The sequence below is a fragment of the Burkholderiales bacterium genome, from assembly GCA_035543335.1.
Taxonomy (GTDB): domain Bacteria; phylum Pseudomonadota; class Gammaproteobacteria; order Burkholderiales; family JAHFRG01; genus JAHFRG01.
On the sequence record DASZZH010000025.1, the window covers coordinates 82,393 to 102,271 of the forward strand.

At 56.6% G+C, this 19,879-nt stretch carries 25 protein-coding genes; 15 read left to right on the plus strand and 10 right to left on the minus strand.

Going from position 1 to position 19,879, the window contains the following annotated elements; genetic code table 11:
* The first annotated feature begins 204 nt into the window (after nucleotides 1-204).
* The 11 genes from VHE58_05540 to VHE58_05590 all read left to right on the plus strand — a co-directional run bounded on the left by VHE58_05540 (nucleotide 205) and on the right by VHE58_05590 (nucleotide 6,560).
* On the plus strand, nucleotides 205-561 hold the full coding sequence (locus tag VHE58_05540) for a hypothetical protein (protein HVS26745.1): 357 nt from the start codon (nucleotides 205-207) through the stop codon (nucleotides 559-561).
* 97 nt (nucleotides 562-658) lie between these two features.
* On the plus strand, nucleotides 659-1,351 hold the full coding sequence (locus VHE58_05545; GenBank protein HVS26746.1) for an MIP family channel protein: 693 nt from the start codon (nucleotides 659-661) through the stop codon (nucleotides 1,349-1,351).
* A complete protein-coding gene (locus VHE58_05550) occupies nucleotides 1,348-1,779 on the plus strand; it encodes an arsenate reductase ArsC (protein ID HVS26747.1) in 432 nt (143 codons plus the stop codon). The genes VHE58_05545 and VHE58_05550 overlap by 4 nt, the downstream gene beginning before the upstream one ends.
* Nucleotides 1,780-2,208: 429 nt before the next feature.
* A complete protein-coding gene (locus tag VHE58_05555; GenBank protein ID HVS26748.1) occupies nucleotides 2,209-2,493 on the plus strand; it encodes a hypothetical protein in 285 nt (94 codons plus the stop codon).
* A 92-nt stretch (nucleotides 2,494-2,585) separates the two neighbouring features.
* Nucleotides 2,586-3,059: a hypothetical protein gene (locus VHE58_05560; GenBank protein HVS26749.1), complete on the plus strand. Its 474-nt coding sequence runs from the start codon at nucleotides 2,586-2,588 to the stop codon at nucleotides 3,057-3,059.
* Between the two features lie 135 nt (nucleotides 3,060-3,194).
* Entirely contained in the window at nucleotides 3,195-3,551 is a 357-nt protein-coding gene (locus tag VHE58_05565; GenBank protein ID HVS26750.1) for a hypothetical protein, read from the plus strand.
* Between the two features lie 95 nt (nucleotides 3,552-3,646).
* Entirely contained in the window at nucleotides 3,647-4,027 is a 381-nt protein-coding gene (locus tag VHE58_05570; GenBank protein HVS26751.1) for a hypothetical protein, read from the plus strand.
* 88 nt (nucleotides 4,028-4,115) lie between these two features.
* Nucleotides 4,116-4,745: a hypothetical protein gene (locus VHE58_05575; protein HVS26752.1), complete on the plus strand. Its 630-nt coding sequence runs from the start codon at nucleotides 4,116-4,118 to the stop codon at nucleotides 4,743-4,745.
* 88 nt (nucleotides 4,746-4,833) lie between these two features.
* Nucleotides 4,834-5,460 (plus strand): hypothetical protein, encoded by a 627-nt coding sequence (locus tag VHE58_05580; protein ID HVS26753.1) that lies wholly within the window; start codon nucleotides 4,834-4,836, stop codon nucleotides 5,458-5,460.
* Nucleotides 5,461-5,564: 104 nt separating this feature from the next.
* A complete protein-coding gene (locus VHE58_05585; GenBank protein HVS26754.1) occupies nucleotides 5,565-5,960 on the plus strand; it encodes an SRPBCC domain-containing protein in 396 nt (131 codons plus the stop codon).
* Between the two features lie 327 nt (nucleotides 5,961-6,287).
* Nucleotides 6,288-6,560 (plus strand): type II toxin-antitoxin system Phd/YefM family antitoxin, encoded by a 273-nt coding sequence (locus tag VHE58_05590; protein ID HVS26755.1) that lies wholly within the window; start codon nucleotides 6,288-6,290, stop codon nucleotides 6,558-6,560.
* A 57-nt stretch (nucleotides 6,561-6,617) separates the two neighbouring features.
* On the opposite strand, the gene VHE58_05595 is transcribed toward VHE58_05590, so the two are convergent.
* The 6 genes from VHE58_05595 to VHE58_05620 form a co-directional block, all read right to left on the minus strand.
* On the minus strand, nucleotides 6,618-8,006 hold the full coding sequence (locus VHE58_05595; protein ID HVS26756.1) for a hypothetical protein: 1,389 nt from the start codon (nucleotides 8,004-8,006) through the stop codon (nucleotides 6,618-6,620).
* A 15-nt stretch (nucleotides 8,007-8,021) separates the two neighbouring features.
* Nucleotides 8,022-8,726, minus strand: coding sequence for a (5-formylfuran-3-yl)methyl phosphate synthase (locus tag VHE58_05600; GenBank protein HVS26757.1), 705 nt, complete (start codon nucleotides 8,724-8,726; stop codon nucleotides 8,022-8,024).
* On the minus strand, nucleotides 8,723-9,298 hold the full coding sequence (locus VHE58_05605; protein ID HVS26758.1) for a DUF447 domain-containing protein: 576 nt from the start codon (nucleotides 9,296-9,298) through the stop codon (nucleotides 8,723-8,725). Before VHE58_05605 ends, VHE58_05600 begins: the two co-directional genes overlap by 4 nt.
* Before the next feature lie 98 nt (nucleotides 9,299-9,396).
* On the minus strand, nucleotides 9,397-10,803 hold the full coding sequence (locus VHE58_05610; GenBank protein HVS26759.1) for a DUF6513 domain-containing protein: 1,407 nt from the start codon (nucleotides 10,801-10,803) through the stop codon (nucleotides 9,397-9,399).
* Nucleotides 10,804-11,209: 406 nt separating this feature from the next.
* Entirely contained in the window at nucleotides 11,210-11,761 is a 552-nt protein-coding gene (locus tag VHE58_05615) for a flavoprotein (GenBank protein ID HVS26760.1), read from the minus strand.
* The gene (locus tag VHE58_05620) at nucleotides 11,762-13,717 is read right to left on the minus strand and encodes a sigma-54-dependent Fis family transcriptional regulator (protein HVS26761.1); all 1,956 of its coding nucleotides are present in this window, start codon (nucleotides 13,715-13,717) and stop codon (nucleotides 11,762-11,764) included.
* 190 nt (nucleotides 13,718-13,907) lie between these two features.
* On the opposite strand from VHE58_05620, the gene VHE58_05625 reads away from it, so the two are divergent.
* Entirely contained in the window at nucleotides 13,908-14,240 is a 333-nt protein-coding gene (locus tag VHE58_05625; GenBank protein HVS26762.1) for a hypothetical protein, read from the plus strand.
* Nucleotides 14,225-14,755 (plus strand): DUF3280 domain-containing protein, encoded by a 531-nt coding sequence (locus VHE58_05630; protein HVS26763.1) that lies wholly within the window; start codon nucleotides 14,225-14,227, stop codon nucleotides 14,753-14,755. The genes VHE58_05625 and VHE58_05630 overlap by 16 nt, the downstream gene beginning before the upstream one ends.
* A 2-nt stretch (nucleotides 14,756-14,757) precedes the next feature.
* Here the strand turns inward: VHE58_05630 and VHE58_05635 are convergent, their stop codons facing one another.
* Together VHE58_05635 and VHE58_05640 are read right to left on the minus strand one after the other, a co-directional pair.
* Complete coding sequence (locus VHE58_05635) at nucleotides 14,758-15,612, minus strand: quinoprotein dehydrogenase-associated SoxYZ-like carrier (protein HVS26764.1); 855 nt, start codon at nucleotides 15,610-15,612, stop codon at nucleotides 14,758-14,760.
* Between the two features lie 62 nt (nucleotides 15,613-15,674).
* Nucleotides 15,675-16,643 carry a quinoprotein relay system zinc metallohydrolase 2 gene (locus VHE58_05640; GenBank protein ID HVS26765.1) on the minus strand — a complete coding sequence of 323 codons (969 nt, stop codon included), beginning with the start codon at nucleotides 16,641-16,643 and terminating at the stop codon, nucleotides 15,675-15,677.
* A 70-nt stretch (nucleotides 16,644-16,713) separates the two neighbouring features.
* On the opposite strand from VHE58_05640, the gene VHE58_05645 reads away from it, so the two are divergent.
* On the plus strand, nucleotides 16,714-18,018 hold the full coding sequence (locus tag VHE58_05645) for an NAD(P)/FAD-dependent oxidoreductase (protein HVS26766.1): 1,305 nt from the start codon (nucleotides 16,714-16,716) through the stop codon (nucleotides 18,016-18,018).
* Between the two features lie 6 nt (nucleotides 18,019-18,024).
* Here VHE58_05645 and VHE58_05650 read toward each other — a convergent pair whose 3' ends face one another.
* The gene (locus VHE58_05650) at nucleotides 18,025-18,804 is read right to left on the minus strand and encodes a pentapeptide repeat-containing protein (protein HVS26767.1); all 780 of its coding nucleotides are present in this window, start codon (nucleotides 18,802-18,804) and stop codon (nucleotides 18,025-18,027) included.
* 133 nt (nucleotides 18,805-18,937) lie between these two features.
* Here VHE58_05650 and VHE58_05655 point away from each other — a divergent pair, with 133 nt between their 5' ends.
* Nucleotides 18,938-19,204: a hypothetical protein gene (locus VHE58_05655; protein ID HVS26768.1), complete on the plus strand. Its 267-nt coding sequence runs from the start codon at nucleotides 18,938-18,940 to the stop codon at nucleotides 19,202-19,204.
* Here VHE58_05655 and VHE58_05660 read toward each other — a convergent pair.
* Entirely contained in the window at nucleotides 19,188-19,568 is a 381-nt protein-coding gene (locus VHE58_05660; GenBank protein ID HVS26769.1) for a 4a-hydroxytetrahydrobiopterin dehydratase, read from the minus strand. The two genes, VHE58_05655 and VHE58_05660, sit on opposite strands and share 17 nt — an antisense overlap.
* Nucleotides 19,569-19,879 lie beyond the last annotated feature (311 nt).

Sequence of the window (19,879 nt, forward strand, 5' to 3'; positions counted from 1 at the left end):
TCTTTGAATTTACCTTTTGGGTTTGAATGACAAGTCGACCTCGTAGAACGGCCTACAAGCATCGATCGGACACCAGGGAATGGCAGAGCACCATCGATTTTTGATATGTGCGACCCCACAGTGGGTTTTTGCACAGCCTCGTTAGGTGTCAGACGAGGCGAGTACGCGAAATTGCGAAGTGCATTAGAGTTGCATGATTCCCGCGTGAGCCGCATAGAGCTGTTGGATGGCCTTGCGATGATCTATTTTTCACACGCCTACGTTCACAAGTCAAAGGGGACACCAGGCAGAGACCCCGGCACGAGCTGGAGTCAGGAAGCGAAGTTAGTTCTGTGGGAGGCGACCGCATCGGCGCCGTTGCCACTGCTGCCCAATACGATATCCGAAGGATTTTTGGAAGTTGGGGGTATTAGACACGAACTCATTCCTCTGCCATTTAAACGTAAAGTTGGTGCAAAGCTCTACCTGACATTTATTGACGGCGTCCAAACGGAAATTGCCGGTAATCGGCCGTTGATAGAATTGCTGGGTACACCGATTTACCTGGAGGATTTTTCATGACACCTAACCCGACGGTGAACACGGACTTGCAAACAGCGGCGCTGCGCGTGCTGTTTGCAAGCCGATTACCTTAGTTCGTTAGGCATCTAAGACACACATGCCATCACTACCGCTCAAACAACTCGGCGCCGAAGCGATCGGCACGTTTTGCCTTGTCTTTGCCGGCACGGGTGCCATCATCATCAACGACATCAGCGGCGGGGTCATTTCACACGTTGGTATCGCGCTCACGTTCGGCCTCGTTGTCCTCGCAATGATCTACGCCATCGGCGATATCTCTGGCGCACACATAAATCCCGCTGTCACGATTGCCTTTTTTGCCGCTCGGCGTCTTCCCGCTCGCTTCGTCTTGCCGTACATCGCCAGTCAAAGCCTCGGTGCGTTGCTCGCAAGCGGTTTGCTCCGTTTACTCTTCTCGACACAGGCCAACCTCGGCACGACAATCCCTGCCGATTCCATCTGGCAATCGTTTGTGCTGGAGTTCATCCTCACTTTCATCCTCATGTTCGTCATCCTTGGAGTATCAACTGGCGCTAAAGAGAAAGGGTTAACCGCCGGAATCGCTGTCGGAGCCGTCATTGCACTGGAAGCCCTCTTTGCTGGCCCGATATCGGGCGCCTCAATGAATCCGGCGCGATCACTCGGCCCCGCTATCGTCTCATTGCAATTTTCAAGCCTATGGATTTATTTGGCCGCACCTGTTCTTGGTGCGATTGCTGCTGTTTCTGCCTGCCGGTGTGTGCGTGAAACCGGTTGTTGCACATCAGCGGAAGCCCAAGGAACACAATGACCGCCCAAACGCCAAAACGCCTGCTGTTTGTCTGCGTCGAAAACGCCAATCGTAGTCAAATGGCCGAGGCCTTTGCGCGCATTCACGGTGGCACACACATTGAAGCGTACAGTGCTGGGTCGCGTCCTGCCGGTCAAATCAACCTCAAAGCAATCGCTGCAATGCAAGAACTTGGTTACGATCTTACGCAACATCATTCAAACTCACTGTCCGATATTCCGAATGTGGAATATGATTTTGTCGCAACGATGGGCTGTGGTGATGCGTGCCCATTCGTCCGCGCCAAGCGACGCGAAGATTGGAATATTCCAGACCCAAAGCATATGGAACTCGACGAGTTTCGCTCCGTACGCGACGACATCGAGCAAAAAGTCAAAAGCGTCCTCACCACGTTGTTGCAAGAAGACGTCGCCCCCAAAGATGCCTAACCAGGCGATGCACCCGACCCCAATCTTCCCCCGATAAAGTTGACACCCTGAGCTAACGAGCTTGGAGGTGTGAGATGGCGAGAGCTGGGCTGAGGAAGATCAACCGGTATAGCGAGGAATTCAAGGCCACGGCGGTGAGGTTAAGCGATCTGCCGGAGGTGCTAATTCAGGATGTGGCGGCGGGATTGCGCACAAGCGGCAAATATGGTTTATTCGTTTGGCATCCAGTCTATTTTTCGGGTATTGGCGAGTTTGTTTGGATAGGTTAATCCAGGCTGTTTTCATGAAATCAGCGTACACTTGCCAATCTGGATTAGGCACCACTTTTGGTGTCCATTTTTAGTTAGAGCGCGCATGGCACTATGCGGCCCCTGGGACACCCGCATGTCGATCCGTAGTGTCGGCGACCTCAAACAAGGGAGATACGTTATGCGCATGATCCTTCCTGGCGTGTTTTCCCTGTTGTTCCTAACAGCCTGCGCCAACTCTTCTGGCGTGTTCCGCGTAGATGACAATACTTACCAAGTTTCTACTCGAGCAACCTGGGAGCTAGGCGGCCGAGCAGGCGCGAAGCGTATGGCACTGGAAGAAGCGACTCGCCACTGTGATGCACAGCGCAGAGCTCTACGTGTTATTAAATCCACCGAAAACTATGGTCACTTCGAAGGTGGTACAGTCGACCTTGTTTTCAGCTGCGAACAGGCAAAGCAGTGACGCTAGCAGATGTCGCGCTCTAACCGCTCGTTCGAGAGCGGACGCACGGCCATGCGGCCGCGCGCCGCCCAACGCGAACGTTAGGCAGTGAATTGGCTATGGAAAACTTTTCAAAATTGGAACCGCCTGTCAGAGACCGACTTATCGGGCATATCGACCGAAGATGGAGACAGCTTTATGAGCTTGAAAAAGAATGGGGCGAAAGAGCTTTAAAGTATCTGTTTCTTACAAATTCTGGTGGTGCTATTGCGACGTTAAGCTTTTTGGGCGCATACGATAAGGCGCTGAATTTGGTCAGCACAAAAATCGCTCTCTTTCTTTTCGTGTTCGGCGTTTTCCTCGCTGGCGTCTCAACAGCAAAAACATTTCATCATATGTCGCGCTTGCTCAAGGAATACAAGCTTGGAGTTGAGCATTTTTATAGTGACAAGGTTTCGTGGGACTACTTGATTGAAGAAGATAAAAAGCGAGCCGAAGCCAGCTTCATGGACTATGCGATTCCATATGCATCATTTGGGTGTTTTGTCGGTGGAAGCATTGCAGGTGCCATCGCACTTTTTGCCTAACGCATCGTTCGAGTCGTTCGCTTCGCTCACTGGGACTGGCCGCCTCCGGCGTCCAGCCCCTCAACTCAAACGTTAGGTGTCAGACGAGGCGAGTACGCGAAATTGCGAAGAGCATTGGAGTTGCACGATTCCCGCGTGAGCCGCATAGAGCTGTTGGATGGCCTTGCGATGATCTATTTTTCACACGCCTACGTTCACAAGTCAAAGGGGACACCAGGCAGAGACCCCGGCACGGGCTGGAGTCAGGAAGCGAGGTTAGTTCTGTGGGAGGCGACCGCATCGGCGCCGTTGCCCCCGCTGCCCAATACGATATCCGAAGGATTTTTGGAAGTTGGGGGTATTAGACACGAACTCATTCCTCTGCCATTTAAACGTAAAGTTGGTGCAAAGCTCCACCTGACATTTGTTGACGGCGTCCAAACGGAAATTGCCGGTAATCGGCCGTTGATAGAATTGCTGGGTACACCGATTTACCTGGAGGATTTTTCATGAAATCAGCGTACACTTGCCAATCTGGATTAGACCCCACTTTTGGGGTAATTAATTGCACCTTTTCGTGTGTCCATTTCTAGTTAGGGCGCATTGACGTGCGAACTGCAGCCGCAATTTTCCTAGTATTCGGGTTTGCCTATCTGGCCTGGGATATCAGTCTCATCGTTGCTCACGGCGTTCAACTTGGCTCCGGATTGATGGTCGTCTTCGCAGCCGCGGTGTTGTATCAAGGTTATGCGCTTTGGAAGCGGGACCCTCGTGTCCGGTGGAGTGCGCTCGTGAGTGCTGTGGCGATTGCGGGCACCTGCGCGTACATTGCCTCAGTTTTCATTGCATCGCCGTTTCCAGAGAGCCTGCTGCATTTGCCGGGCGAGGTGTTGCCGCTGTTTGGCAGTGTGGTAGCGCTGAGCATCGCATTCGGGGTGGCGTCAGTTGTGCTTATCCTGCCTATCAGGCGTCGCCCCAATGCGCCCTAACCACGCGGTCAACACGGACGCCCACCGGCGGCGCTTCGCGCCTTGGTGGTCGCCGGTTACCTTGATCCGTTAGCAGCCAAAGGACGGTATGGAAGAGTTCATCAATGTAATTACTTGGCAACACCTCGCTTTCATATTTGCGTTGGTGTTCATAGCCCTATTCCGTCAACCGCTTTCTGATCTTATTCGCCGAATCACGAAAATTGATAAAAAAGGATTAACTGCTGGTCCGGCTCCGGAAGCGCAGCGAGAGAAATCTGATCCAGAGGCTGTGCAGCAACTTCTTGATGTTGTAGGAAACTCAATCGTAATTACGGACATTGAGGGTCGTATTAAGAACGAGCTAAAAGCAAAAGGTCTCAGTACTGAGGGGGACAGCGTTAAAGTTCTCATTAGGCATTTGGTCGGTACGCAACTACTTTTGTCTTTTGAGCAAATACACAGCCTTATATTCGGCAGTCAGATTTTTTTGCTTAAAAAGCTAAACGAGGTTGCCGGGCAAGGCAGGCCTTTGTCCTTTGTTAACGGTCATATTGATCACGTTAAGACGCTATATTCAAACGCGCTTGGTGATTGGTCTCACAACCAATATCTCGAATTTATGTATGGTCGTTTACTTATCATTCGTCATGGCGACCAAATTCATATTACGAATCTCGGCGTAGAATATTTAACATGGGTAGCACGTAATGGGCGTAGAGAAGACAATCCACTATAAGGCTGCTAATAAATCGCTCAACCCGGACGTGCAAAAGTGGCGCTTCGCTCTGCTTTTGCTCTCTGGTTAGCTCAATCGTTAGAGCGCTATGCCGAAGAAAACTGACCTGACGAAGTTCCGTACGTCATCGCTCAAGGATGTCACTGAGCTTCGTAATCGTTTTAAGGCTTTAGTCGCAGGGCAACCAGCGCCTTCGGTCGACGATCTGCGCTGGTTCACATATATGACGGCAGTGGAGCTACATGCTATCTGGGAAAGGTATGCGGAAGGTCGTCTGGTAGTGGCGCTAAATCACTCACCGGCGCACTTTCTCGCGCAGAATTCAGTAAAGGGAGTAAAAAAGGTGCCTGCGGGTCTCGCCGAATATGTCGTGCGTGGTGGTTCAAAGTACTTCAACTTTCGATCCATTGACGACCTTAACGACAAAGCTAACAAGTTGCTCTCAAGTGCTCACAATCCGTTTGCGCCCCTGACAAAAGTCCACAAAGATCATTTGGATTCGCTAGCCTCGGTCAGGAACCTGATTGTGCACAAAAGCGACGCAGCGAAATCTTCTTACAAGACGAATCTTGGCAAAGTCTTCGGCTTTAAGTCCGCACCTTCTCCCGGTGAGTTTTTGGACTCCATTGACCACCGTACAAGTAGTCCATGCAGAGGGCAGCAGAGAATCTGGACCTTTTTTCATTATGTCAAGGATGCCATCAACAAGAGCTGAGCACTCTAACCTGCGCTTCCACCCGACGCGCGAAAGCGCCGCTTCGCGCTCACTCGCGCGGGTCACCGCGCACGTTAGGCACCGAATCCAAAAGGAATTCGACAATGAGAACTGTCATTCGTCAAACCGTGGTATTACCGGCTTCGGCTGAAGCACTTTTTGAAATGTATTTAGATCCCTCCGCACACGCAGCCATTACGGGTGCGCGAGTCGTTATTGGAGACGAACCAGGTGCCAAGTTCCAGGCTTTCGACTGCGCTTTGACCGGCACGATTCTTAAAGTGGTAAGGCCGAGGCTGATTGTGCAGTCGTGGCGGTCCACCGAATTTAAGTCGGAGAATCCGGATTCCACTTTGATACTGTACTTCTCGCCGGAAGGAGATAAAGGGCGAATTGACCTGATTCACCTGGATGTGCCCGACCATGACTACGATGGGGTAACCCAAGGCTGGGAGAAATACTACTGGGTGCCTTGGCGCAAATATTTGGAAAGCCGGTAAAGGAATGGGGTCGGGGGCATTTTTTCATTGACACTTCGGCTATTCTGGCTATAATCTAGCCAGAATGCGTTTCGAGATCATTTTGGCCCCTGAGGCGGTTGAGGATTTTCGAGCATTGAAAGCCAACCCCCGCGCAGCCGTCCGGGAGGCTCTCGAAACACATCTTCGCCACGAACCGACGAAGACGAGTCAAAGTCGAATTAAACGGTTGCGTGGCTTGTCACGCCCTCAGTATCGCCTAAGGGTGGATGAAGTACGCGTCTTTTACGATGTCACAACGACGACCGTAGAGGTTTTGGCGATCGTACCTAAATCGGAGGCCGCATTATGGCTGGCGAGATTCGGAAATCCCGGAGGAAGGAAATAGCGTTATCGGAAATCAAGGATGATTTGTCCCGTTATCTTCGAGAAGCGGAGAAACAGGAAATCCTGATTACCCGTCACGGAAAACCCGCAGGGGTTCTAATTGGCTTTCAGTCGGAGGATGATTGGTTCGACTACCGACTGGAGAACGACCCTCGTTTTCTTGAACGTGTCGAGAAGGCGCGCAGGAGCCTGCGCGCAGGTCACGGAGTCAAAATCGAGAATCTGAAAGCTTAGAGTCTGTAGCAGAATTAGCTACGTGTGTGCCAGGACAGCTGCATCGCGTTCGTGGGCTTACTGAAATTGAGTGTCGCGGCTGTGGGTAAGCAGCACGTTCAGCAAATTGTCCTGGAAGTTAGTGTTGCCGGTGAGCCGTTCATGGGTCTCGCACAAAGAAAAGGAAAACGCCAGCGGAAAAAACGAGTAATCATGCCGCGGCACCGCGGGGTTGAGGGCATCGCGTCCCAGCAACGAAGGCTTGGTGACCCGGCCGTCCCCCGGCTCCAGCATCAGACTCTCGTAAGGCACGCCGGGGAGAGGCTTGCTGATCTCGCTGGGAAATAACCGGATTACGGATTCGCCGTTGACCTCTTCCACCAGCAGGCGCGCCGGAGTGAGCTCGCAATCGCCGCCGAACACCACGTAGCGGATCGGTACTTCATCAACTCGTATTGACAAAGACCAGACGAATCTTCTCGCCCGCTCCAGGTTCTTCTCGAAATAATGCTGCAGCGTCGTCACGTATTTTTCGCCTTGCTGCGGATCGGCGAGTCGGTCTTTTATCCGCCGGGTGACTTTGGGGTCGAACACCGACCATTCGAAACGCTGCCAGATTTCCCGATCGAACAGATCCCGGTCCAGGGGCTGGCCTTTGGCGGTGATGAGCCAGTCCGTGATCGGATGGGGAAAGAGCTGGTAGACGCTGGGCATGGTGGCGAGCACTTCGGTGGGAATGCTGCCCAGGCCTACCTGGTGTCCTTTCAGAAAGGAATGCAGCGAACTCACGGAGCCCAGGTTGGGAGTGCCCAGCATGATGAATCTGCGCACCCGCTGCGCGCCGTGATGATTGGCAGGAAAATCGTTGCCGTCGAGCACGTCCATGGTGCCGTAGCGCAAGTAGTAGCGCACCACCAGCCCGCCCATGCTGTGAGCGATGATGTCCACCTTCAGCTGCGGATCGTTGTAGTCGCGCCTGATCTGCTCGATGAGCCGATCCAGCTGGCGCGCGGTCTGCACGTTGTCCTGGCGCCAGTCGTGGGGAAAAAGATAGTAACGGGGCCCTTTGGTCTTAACCGGAACTCCGGGCTCGCCCCGCGTATAACCTCCATACCGGCTCAAGGTCTTGATGATTTCCCCATAGAAATCGCGCCCCAGTGCACCCTCGGTGATGGCGTAGGCTTCCAGCGATGAAGGCTTGGGAAGCAGGGTATCCGGGTGGATTTCCAAGCCCAGGTCTTCGTATTTGCCGAATACGATGTCGAGCGTCGAGCCCGGCCAGACTTCTTTTCCCGTGGCGCGGTCGCGCAGCTTGGAGCCGAACAGGCCGGGCACCACGATCACCGGCGGCTGCTCGGTATTCCTTTCGCTCATCTGGTACAGGCGTTTGAAGTCGGGCCGTATCACTTCCGTGCAAGCCGCAAGCGACAGGGAGAGCAGCAGCACGGGAACCAGCAAAGGATGCATGGGAATGCGTTCCGTTCATCTAATGGCCGCCATACTGCTGTCGGCTGACAAGCGGGGAATTGCATGGCGCAAGACGGAGACCCGGGATGCCTGCAAACCGCGGCTTCTTTCTGTTCCCGCGCACAAGGCGCCGCGGAACCCCAGGTAGTCGGGGCCAAGCTTGATCAGATCGGGAACGTCTTCGAGCTGCAGCGATCCGGCAAGGCCGGTGATTAAGCTCAAGCGCTGCGCTCTTTTCACGAAATGGCGCAGGCCGGCGTCGTCCCAATGCCGGCGCAACCCGCCTTGTGTTTTGTCCGCAGTGTCGAGCATGACGCCGGCAAAGCCCGCTTGCGCCAAATCTTCGACGAGGGAGAAATCCGGATTGCAATCCGCGAACAGCACCGCGACGAGGCCAACCCGCCGCGCATGGCGCGCCAGCGCATGGATGCAGGCGCGGGAATCGCCGTGCGGGAAAAACCCGACCTTCACAAAATCCACGCCCGCCGCCGCTTTCTTAACCGCTTGCACCAGCGTCGCGGGTTCCATCGGCAGGTCGCCGAGGGTGGCGCTCACCGGGCAGCGGCGGTTGACCCATTGCACCGCTTCCCGAACGGTGTCGGAAGGCAGCGCGCCCAGCGCGCCGTTGGCCGGATCTTTGAAGTCAATGATGTCGGCGCCGCACTCCAGGGCGATGCGCGCTTCATCCAGCGATTTCACGCTCACCAGGAGTCGGGTCATGCGATGCTGCTGTGCCTGAGTGTCGCGCGGTGCGCTTTGATTTTTTCCATGAGCCAGCCCCAGGCCTCTTGTTCGCGGGGCCCCGCGGTCTTGCTGATGGCGATGGCGAGGTATTTCACCTCGGCTTCGATTTTTTCCCAGGGCAGCAGATGCAAGCGCGAAACCAGGATCGCCGCTTCCAGCACTGCCGCCTGGGCGCGGTTAAAGCCGCGAAACGGCGAGTGGGAGACTTGGTGCATCACCCGGCATAAAAGCCGGGGGCGCAGTTCGTCCTCTTCTATTTTTTCCAGCTTCAATTCCCAGTGAGCCAGCGCCGCCGCGAGCCTGACGCCCGGCACCTTGTCCGCAGAAACAGTCGGCCAATCGCGGCGGTTGGTCAGGCATCCAGCAAAGATGCGCACGTCGTCGCAGGAGTTGAGCACGGCATGGCCGTTGGCGAGCACATTGTCCAAAGTGGTGGAAGGGCGGAAGGGCGTGAGCACAATGAGGCCGCTTTCCTCGCGGATTCCCATCGGCGCGATGTGGATGCGGCGGTCTTGCGCCTGGGTGGTGACGATAGTCTCGTGGATCATAAAAATTCCTAAAAATCTTTAGCCACAGAGGTCACAGAGATCATAGAGCAAGAACTCGCAAGCTTATTTTGTCTACGTGCCCTCTGTGTACTCTGTGGTTATTTAACTTTTGCTTTTTGTCTTTTCGCTTCAAGAGTCGTGCCTGCTGCTTTCTGCTGATTCAAATCTTCGGGTTTACGCTCCACCGCGCAACCCCAGTCCAGTTCCTCGTCCTGATTGTAACGCTTGCCGAGCTGCCAGGCGATTTGCGCGCGCGCCAGTTCCACGCCCAGATAAAACGCGTGCGCCGGGTCGTTTTGCAAGTCGAGCAGAGGAAACAGCGCGAAGGGGTCGGCGGCCACCTGCATCCCGTCGCGGTTGTAGATGTGTATACCCTGTTCGCTGATCTGAATGCGGTAGCTCGGGTCCTTGATGGCGCGGGACAATTCGGCGATTTCCTGCGGCGTGTCGGGAAACGGCTTGCGCGAGTGCAAGGTGAGCAGCGCGGAAGAAAAATCGCGCGGCAGACTCCCGGCTTCGCGCGCGGCATACAGCATGCGCCGCGCTGCATCGGCTTCGCGCACCGCGCGCCGGGCGTGCGGGCTCACTTCGGTGGTGAGGATGTGGGTGATCCGCAATTCGGAAATAACGCCCATCAGCAGCGCGTTGATGCCGGTGGTGTCGGCGTCGGTGAGCTCGGTGAGGTTGCCCACGCCCATCATGATTTCAATCTCGGGGTGGCGGCGCCGCAATTCGTGATAGCGCACCAGCGAATCGGTGAAACCGAAATGAATCGGGTCGAGGACCGAATCGGTGATGAAGCGGCGCTTGCGTTTCATCATGCCTTCCATCGCGCGTTCCAATGAAGCCAAATCTCCGGGCTGTGCCGGAATCAGCACCGGAATGGAAGCGACTTCATCGGCGACCCACAGCGTGTCTTCCTTGAGGCTCAGCAGATAATCCGCGCCGGCTTTGCCGCCGCGCAATAATTCCTCCGGCTCGACCGAATCGACGCTTACCGCAAAACCCGCTTTTTTCAGCGCGGCGACCGCTTCTTCAAGGTGGGGAAACGGCGTTTCCGGCAGGCAGCCGAGATCGATGACATCGGCGCCGTCCTTGCGGTAGCGTTCCGCGCGCTTGAGGATTTGCTCGATGCTTGCCTGCGGCGCGTCAACGATTTCGGCGAAGATTTTCACGTCGTAGCGGCTCAAGTCCTGTTCCCTGCCTTTTTTTCCGAAAAACTGTGGGAGGTCTTTGAGTTCTTCCGGCCCGCGCGCAACCGGCACGCCGTAGCGTTTTGAAAGCGCGTCGAGATCGCCGCGGCAGCGGCCCGGCACCATGATGCGGGTCGAGTTGCCGGGGTTGGGCAGGCGCCGCAGAATCAGGTCTGCGGTCATCAATCCGGCGACGCTGATGCCGATATTGAGCACGTCGTAACCGAACTCGCTCGGATGCATTTCCGCCAGCACCTTGTGCAGGCTTTTTTCGGCAAGCTTGCCGGTAAGAAAAAGAATATGTTCGGGCATACGAGGGAATCTCTGATTAAGTCCTCCGCGGATTGCGTTGCTGGCAAAATGCGGATGGATGCGAGAGGCGCGACGAAGGTCGTAGCCCGGACTACGACACCGAGGAGGGCCCGCGCAGCGTCCGCACCTGCGAAGCTGTGCAGTGAAGGCGTGCCAGCGCTCGCCTTCGCGGTCGCACGTGCCGAGGCTCCACGCTCCGGCGAGCACGACGCAGACACCGCATTTTACCGCAACCCAGCGGGACGGGGCTTTCCGAGCGGTCTGCTTTGTCGCTCGGCTTGCCAAGGGGGTCTGGCCATTGGCTGCGCCTCGCTTCGCGCATCCCATCCCGGAAAGCCGCCGTCGCAACCGCGTGGGACTTAATCAGAGGTTCCATACTATACTCCAGACTCCAGCGGGCGCGGCCTCAGGTCTCAAGTCCAAGTTTTTGCATGCGCGCATTCACCGCGTCGCGCAATTCCTCGACGCGCGAGACCACGGTGACGTTTTCAAAGCTTTTCAGCTTTTCCATGTTGTCGAGATCGATTTTGCGCGGGTACAGCGTCACCCATTCCTTCGGCGCTTCGGTGGTGACCATCGGCTCGGTGTCGCAGGCGAAGACGATGCTGGGAATGCGGCATTTGCCGGCCTGCGCGAAGATATTGGTGACCAGGGTGTCGGAAATGCCCCACACGCATTTGGCCACGGTGTTCGAGGTGGCGGGCGCAATCACCACGGTGTGATAGTGGCCGTAATAGAACAACCCGACCGGGGCGGCGCTGGCGGTGGTGTCGCGGAACACGCGAAAACGGGCGCGCAGCTCTTTCAGACTGTGGGCGTACATGTGCACGACTTCGGCGGACGCCTTGGACAAATACAGGTCCACATGCGGCAGTTGCAGCGCGATGTCCAGCGATTCCTTGAGGTAATGGCCTGAGCCGGTCAGCGCCCAGGCGAGGCGGGGCTTGTGGTCATGCACTTAGTGGACTGAATCCTTGTTGGGATCCTTGATGTTCAGCCGCTGCATCTTGCGGTACAGGGTGTTGCGGCTGATTTTGAGCTGTCGTGCCACGCTGGTGATGTTCCAGTGATAGTTTTCCAGTTCGCGGACGAGGGCGCCGCGTTCCGCGGATTCGAGCGGGTTGAGCGCCGCCGCCGCGGCGCCGCCTTCACGCGCGTGCGCGCGGCCGCCGACGATTTCCTGCGGCAGGTCCTTTACGGTGATTACGTCGCCTTCGCGCAGCGCCAGCACGGTGCGCAACACGTTTCGCAGCTGGCGGATATTGCCCGGCCACAGGTAGTGTTCCAGTTGGCCCAGCGCCGCATCGTCGATTTCCACATTCTGGTCGTCGGGATTTTCGGCGGCGAGGATGTGTTTGATGAGCTCGCACTTGTCGGCGCGCTCCCTGAGCGGCGGCAGTGTCAGGCACAGGCCGTGCAGGCGGTAATAAAGATCCTGGCGGAATTCACCCTTGACGATTTTGTCGGCAAGATTGCTGTGGGTGGCGGAAATGAGGCGGATATCTACTTTAACCGGCACTTCGCCGCCCAAAGGCAGGATTTCGCGTTCTTCCAGCACGCGCAGCAAGCGCGCCTGCAGTTGTATCGGCATGTCGCCGATTTCATCGAGGAACAGCGTGCCGCCGTTGGCCTGGAAAATCTTGCCGCGCTGGCCCTCGCGGCTCGCGCCGGTGAACGCGCCCGCCTTGTAGCCGAACAGTTCCGATTCAATCAGCGTCTCCGGGATGGACGCGCAATTGATGGCGACAAAAGGCTTATCGGCGCGGTTGCTTGAATAGTGCAGCGCCTTGGCGAACATTTCCTTGCCGGTGCCGGTTTCACCGTAGAGCAGCACCGCGACGTCGCGGCTGAGGATACGCTTGGCGGCGCTGATATTTTTTTCCAGCAGCGGGTCGCCGAAAGCCAGTTCATCCAGAAGCGGCACGGTGGTGGCGTTGGAGCGCGCGGACTTGCGCGGCCCGCGCACGGCGGTGGCGACCAATGGCGCAAGGGATTTTGCGCCTTCCGGCTGCTGTGTCACCGCGAAGAAGCGGCTGCCGTGCCGCGCTTCGAAAATTGGCATCGGGTGGAACGAGTTGCGCGCCGAGAGTTCGACCAGCGAATGCAAGGAGGTGTTGAATAGTTCGCCGATATCCTTGCCCACTGCATCGCGCGGCGCCTGGTAGCCCAGCTGGAACAATGCGCTGTGGTTCGCCGCCAGTACGCGGCCTTCGCCGGAGAAGGCAATTGCGCCTTCGCCCAGGGTGCCGACGAATTCGGGACGGCTGTGGAAACGCACGATATAGTCGCGCAAGAAACTCGACAGGAACGCCCGGTTTTCTATCATCTGCGCCGACATGTTGACCAGCACCAGAGTATGCTGCTGCGCGAGGCGCGACTCGCCGGAGGCATCGAGCACCGCAAGGAGTTTTCCCGAGTGGTCGAAAATCGGCGCGGCGGAGCAGGTCAACCCGATGTTGCGCGCGAGAAAATGCTCGCGGTGGTGCACAATCAGCGGCTTTTTCTCGAGCAGGCAGGTGCCCATGCCGTTGGTGCCCTGGTATTGCTCGCTCCAAACCGCGCCCAGCATCAGCCCGGTTTTCGATGCGGTGTGAGTGAACTCCGGATCGCCGAAGTAGTTCAAAAGCACGCCGTCAACATCGGTAAGCATGATGGCGTAACCGGAACCGGCGAGCTGCTGATAGAGGTTGGCCATTTCGATTTTGGCGATGGAGAGCACGTCAGCCATGCGTTGCTGGCGTTCAATCAGTTCGGCTCTATCCACGACCACGGGATTCTGGGTGCTGGCGGGATCAAGGCGGTAATCGTCAATGCAGCGCCGCCACGAGCGGGTGATGCGCTCGTCGTCAATCTTCACTGCGCCCTTGAGCACGGAGTGGATGAATTTGGCGTGGGTGGTTACGAGGTCCGACATGCCGGCTTCCGCCTTTAGTTTAAGGATTTACGCCGCTCCCCAAGGCGCTTCAACCCCGCGATGCGGTGGGGTTTTTAGCTTAAACGCAGCGAGTATGTGTATTATAGTGCTTAACGCTGGAAGTATAAATATGACACGCAACTTGCGATTTTGCAAAAGTTTTTTGTTGTTTTAGTCAAGGAGTTTGCAGATGCGGAAATACCTGGTGTTAGGCCTGATGCTGTTGTCGGGCTCGACGTGGGCCCATGAATATCCCGCGAGCGAGGTGGCGATGTTCGTGCTCCAGTGCATGCAGAAGCACCCCGGCAAGTTCGAGTACCTTTACAAGTGCTCGTGCGTCATGGACACCTTCACCAAGCAACTGAAATACGATGACTATGTCGAGCTGTCCACCGCCTCACGCGGCCAGAGCACCACGGGTGAGGCCGGCGGCGTCTTCCGCGATCCTCCCGAGATCAAGGAAATGGCCAAGCGCTACAACACTATGAAAGCCCAGGCCGAAAAAGAATGCCTGATTCAGTGACGCGGTGGCTCGCCGCCGCATTGCTTTGTGCATTCAGCGCGCCCTGCGTCGCGACCCAGCAGCTTGCCAGCCTTGCCGTGCTGGATTTCGAGCTGATTGACGACACCCTGGATAAAAATCCCGAAACGCTTGCCGCCCAGCAAAAACGGCTGGCGCTCGTCAGCGAACAGCTGCGCAAAGAGTTTAACCAGGCGGGACTTTATCGCGTACTCGACAACACCCCCGCAGCGGATTTCGTCGCGCAGCTCAAAGCCAGCCAGGAGCTCCACTCTTGCAACGGCTGCGAGCTCGACATCGGCAAAAAACTCGGCGCCGATTTCGTGCTTACCGCCTGGGTGCAGAAAGTCAGCAACCTCATTCTCAACCTCAACATCGAAATTAAGAACGTCGCTACCGGACAGAAGGTCCTGAATAAATCAGTGGATATCCGCGGCAACACCGACCAATCGTGGTCGCGTGGCATCAGCTATATGGTGCGCGACATGGTGGAGAAAAAGCAGGGCGGGAGCAAGTAAGCTTAACTGCCTGAGGCAGTCACGCCGGGTTTGACATCGATGTGGCTGTTGAATTGCAGTTCATTTGAGTCGATGACTTGCGCCTTGAGTTCGCCGGTACCGTGCGGCGTGAAGTAGAAGCGGAAATTGGGATTTTCGCTGATTGAGAAGTTCACTTCGGCGGACAGCACCAGCTTGTCGTTGTAGGTCACGTCGATTTTTTTCACGTAACGCGGCGGGATGTACAAGCGCGTCAATTGATCCAGCTGCAGCCCTGAATTGTTTGGGTGGCTGATCATGAGCTGCACGAGATTCGGCTGGTTGAGCGCGATGTCATTGTCCAGGCGGAATTTCATCTTGCCCAATCTTGCCAGCGCCGCCTCCTGATCCTTGCCAGCCGGCGCCGAGCAACCGCCGGACGCCCTGATGTAGCGCGTCGTCATGTAGAGTTTGCCATCGCTGGTTTCCGCGATGGCGCGCACGTGGGAGTATTCCTCGATGCGCACCCGTGTATCAATGTCGGCGCGGCCGCTGTCGGGCGTGAAATTAAACACCGCGGCAATCGGCGAGGGGTTTTTATCAATGATGAGGTAAATGCGCTGCACGAATTTGTCCGCGCCTTGCGCAATTTGCAACTTGATGGAAATCGGCACGGTGGCGGCGTCTTCCGCGCGCACCGGCGTCTCAAGCGCGATGACCGATTCGGCGTTGCTTTCGAACGGCCGGTTTTCAAACAGCGAATTTTTAACCTTCTGCCAGATTTGCGACTGCGCCGGATCCGGATCGGGGTCGGCGGCGAGTACCAGTGTCGCAAAGCACGCCGCGGTAACCGCCAGCGCCAACCGCGGCCACCCCATATAAGAAAGAGCAAATTTCATGTTGTGCTCCTCAAGCCGCATTAGAGCCATTATAGACCTTGCCCGGTCCTCAGGTTAAGACCTCAGTCTTCCCACTCCAGTTCGGCGTAAGCCGCGGTGACATTGCGCCGGTGGAAAGCGTCAAACAACAACCACTGACCGCGTGCCGACAAGCCCACCGTGTCCACCGCCTGCTGCAAGGTGCGCCTTTGCTTGATCGCCTCGCGCACCTCGAGCAGCAAAAGGTTGAGATAATCGGATTCGGGCTGCAATGCCTGCGGCCACGCGGCATCCACCGTGCCGTGGCCGGGCACGACGTGGCGCGGCTGCATCTGGCGCAATTCCTTGAGTGTCTCCAGCCAGCCTTTCAGGCTGCCGTCCACCGCCGGGAGATGGCCGAGAAACAGCAGGTCCGCAAGCCACAGCGTTTGTGTCTCGTCGTCGAACACGGTGAGGTCATTGTCGGTATGGGAAGTGCGCCAGGACTTGAGCTTGAGCGTGCGGCCGCCAAGATCAAGGTCGAGCACATCCTTGACCGTAAGCGTGGGCAGGATGATTTCAGTGCCCGCCGTCATCGTGCCCACGTCGCGTTTCAGCGCATTCAAATAATTGCTCTCGCGCGCCGCCATGGCCTGCGGCAATTTCTCGTGGCCGACAAAAGTCGGAGAGTCCGGCTTGAAAGCGGCATTGCCGAAAATATGATCGGGATGCACGTGGGTGTTAATCACATAGCAAACCGGCACACGGGTTGTGTTTTTAATCGCTTGGCGCAGGCGCCGGCCCACCACGATGCTGCCGCCGGTGTCGATCACCGCCACGCATCGGCTTCCCACGATAAAGCCAATGTTGGCGATGTCGCCGAGGTTTTGCGGCGAGCTTTCCTCCTGCGCGCCGCTGTGCACGTAAACACCCGGCGCAATTTCGGCCATGCTTAGGGCTGGCGTATCAGCGGCGAACACCGCGTTAACCGCAAGCAGCGAGCAGACGGCAATCAGGTGTTTAACGTCGAACCGGAAAGTGCGCATGCCGGCAAGCGAAGGAACGGGCATCATTTCTGATACTATTACACAGACAGCAACTTGCGGAAAAACATTTTGCATGAGCGCGAATAATTTTCCCTTCTTGCACCAAATCGTGATTGTCGGCGGCGGCGCGGGCGGGCTGGAGCTGGCTACGCGGCTGGGGGACACGCTGGGCAAGAAGCGCCTGGCGCAGATCACGCTCATCGACAAAACGCGCACGCATTTGTGGAAACCGCTGCTGCACGAAGTCGCGGCGGGCAGCATGGACTTAGACACCCACTCGCTCGAGTATCTGGCGCAGGCGCACTGGCATCATTTCCGCTTTCGTCTTGGCAGCATGGACGGGCTGGACCGCGCCGCGCGCCAGGTTTACGTTGCGCCGGCTTTCGATGAACAAGGCAATGAGCTGATTCCGCGGGGCGTGATTGGCTACGACACGCTGGTCATTTGCGTGGGCAGCACCACCAACGACTACGGCACGTCGGGCGTGGCCGAGCATGCGATTGCACTCGACACGGCGGAAGAAGCGGAGCGCTTCCGCCAGCGGCTCATCAACGCCTGCACCCGCGCCAACGCGCAAGCCGAGCCCTTGCGCCCCGAGCAACTGCACGTCGCCATCGTTGGCGGCGGCGCCACCGGCGTGGAACTCGCCGCGCAATTGCACAACACCACGCGGCAGCTCATCATCTACGGGCTCGACCAGATCAATCCGGAAAAAGATGTCAAGCTCAACATCATCGAAGCCGCGGAGCGAATTCTACCGGCCTTGCCTGAGCGCTTGACGGGCGCCGTGGAAAAGCAGCTCAAGCGGCTCGGCGTGCAGATTTACACCGACGAGCGGGTGACCCAGGTCACGGCCAACAGCGTGCAAACGCAAAGCGGCAGAATGATTCCGGCGGAACTCATCGTCTGGGCGGCAGGCATCAAGGCGCCGGATTTCCTGCGCGAGCTCGACGGGCTGGAAACCAATCCCATGAATCAATTGATGGTGCGGCCCACGCTGCAAACCACGCGCGACGAAAATATTTTTGCCTTCGGCGATTGCGCCTCGTGCCCATGGCCGGGAAAAAACACCAGCGTGCCGCCGCGCGCGCAGGCCGCGCACCAACAAGCCTCGTTTCTGGTGAAAGCCATCAAGTCTCGATTGTGCGGACGCAGCTTGCCCGCCTACCATTACCGCGATTTCGGTTCGCTGATATCGCTGGGCGAATACAGCACCGTCGGCAATTTGATGGGCTGGATCACCGGCGGCAGCCTCTTTCTGGAAGGCTATTTCGCGCGGCTGATGTATCTCTCGCTCTACAAAATGCATCTTTACGCGCTGCACGGCTTCGTCAAGGTGTTTTTCGACACGCTGGCACGGCTGATGACGCGCCGTACCGAGCCGCCGGTGAAGCTGCATTAGAGCCTCTTAGTTCATTAGCGCCTTGTCTCGGTTCACCGCCTGGTCCCAGCCCTTCACTTGATCCAGGCCCTTGGCGTTTTTGAGTATCGTACCGTCGAGATTGGTTTCAGTGAGATCCGCACCGGTCAAATCCGCCCCGGTGAGATCCGCGCCGGACAGATTGGCGCGAAACAGGTTCGCTCCCTTGAAATTCGCGCCGGAGAGATTGGCAAACGCGAACAGCGCGCGGTTGACATCGGCGCCTGAAAAATCCGCGCCGGCGAGATCGGCGCTGGAGAAATCATTGCGCATCTGGCCCATCGGCTGGTTTTTCAAGTCCACTCCCATGTGCGCCCCGGCAAAGTTCGCTCCGCTCAAGTTGAGCTGGTTGAAGCGCGCGATGATGCGTGCGCCGGCAAAATTGACCCCGCGGAAATCCGGGCGCTCGGCGAGATTAATGTCAAGGCTCGGATAAATTACCGGACCGAACAGGCTGGCGTTGGTCAGATTCGCTTTTGCGAAATTGGCGCGCATCAGCCAGGCGGCATCGAGATTCGCTCCCGACAAGTTCGCGCCGGATAGATTGACGCTTACCAATTTTGTGCCGAACAAATTGGCTTTGGCGAGATTGGCTTTTTTGAAATCGAGCCCGCTCAAGTCGAGGTTGGACAGGTCCTTTCCGGAGAGATCGGCGGGTTTTTCGGCGGTCGAGCGCTCAAGCAGCGCCCGCACCTCGTCGCGCGTGAGGTCGGCGGCGACGGCATTTCCCAGAGCGGCAAGCAAAACGGCTGCACAAAGCGTACGCATGTGATTTATTCCTCAATTTACGGATTTGAAGGGATGACCCTATAATACGCCAAAGGTTTATCTCCCGGCATGAAGCTCTCAATGATGCCTTGCTGGAAGACTGGCGCACCCGCGGCTGGAGCTGGAACGTGAAGTGGCACGCGCCGTGATTGGCCAGGAACAAGCCATCCGCCTCATCAACATTGCCGTCTTCGCTGCGGAGCTCTATCTCAAGCTGCTGGCAGAGGAAACGGGATTGATATCGGCGGCTGCAAAACCGCAGGATTTGAGCGCGGCGTTGAACGATCCCGCGCTCGCCAGAAAGCAAACGGTCGCAACAGATCTTGCGTGGATTCCGGCGTTACTTGCTCTGGTTTGTCTTGTTTCGATGTACGCAATCCAACTTATTCGTCGTATTTGATGTATTTGAACCGTTGATCTTCGTTCGGTGTTCCTTCGAGCGGGCCGTCTTCCTTGCCCGGCTGCCATTGAATCACTTCTTCTATTTTTTTCGCCAGCGTGAAGTCCTTGTCGGTGACGCCCTTCGCCGCGTGGTTGACGAGCTTCACGATGACGAAAGCGTAGGACACCGCAAGATCGGGATGATGCCATGCCGCTTCGGCCAGATGCCCCACCGTGTTCACGACCATGAGCGTGCCTTTCCAGCTTCCGGTGCGGTATTTGCGGCGAATCCAGCCGTCTTCGTAATACCAGTGCGGCAATTCCTTGGCCAGCCGCTCCTTGATTTCCTGCTCGGAGTAAACCTGCTCGGGTTTTCTTTCCATGATTACACCTCTTTTATAAACTGCGTTTGCAGCGTCAACTTGCTGTTATGGCGGAGAGATGCTGGTTATCCGATGCTTTCATTTCTGACACAAGGTGTTAATTCACCGGTATTTCACGTTCATTTCTGACACACCACGGCGACCCTCGCGTTTTTATATAACATGCTGTATTTAAAGTGATAACTGTAGTTGAGTACAAGCGGGGAAACGGCTCTTGCTTCGGGCATGTAATGTGCTATAGTGACGGCAGGTAATGTAACGCGTTACCTCTTCCCTATAAACCGGCAAGTCAATAAAAGTTCGTCCTTTTT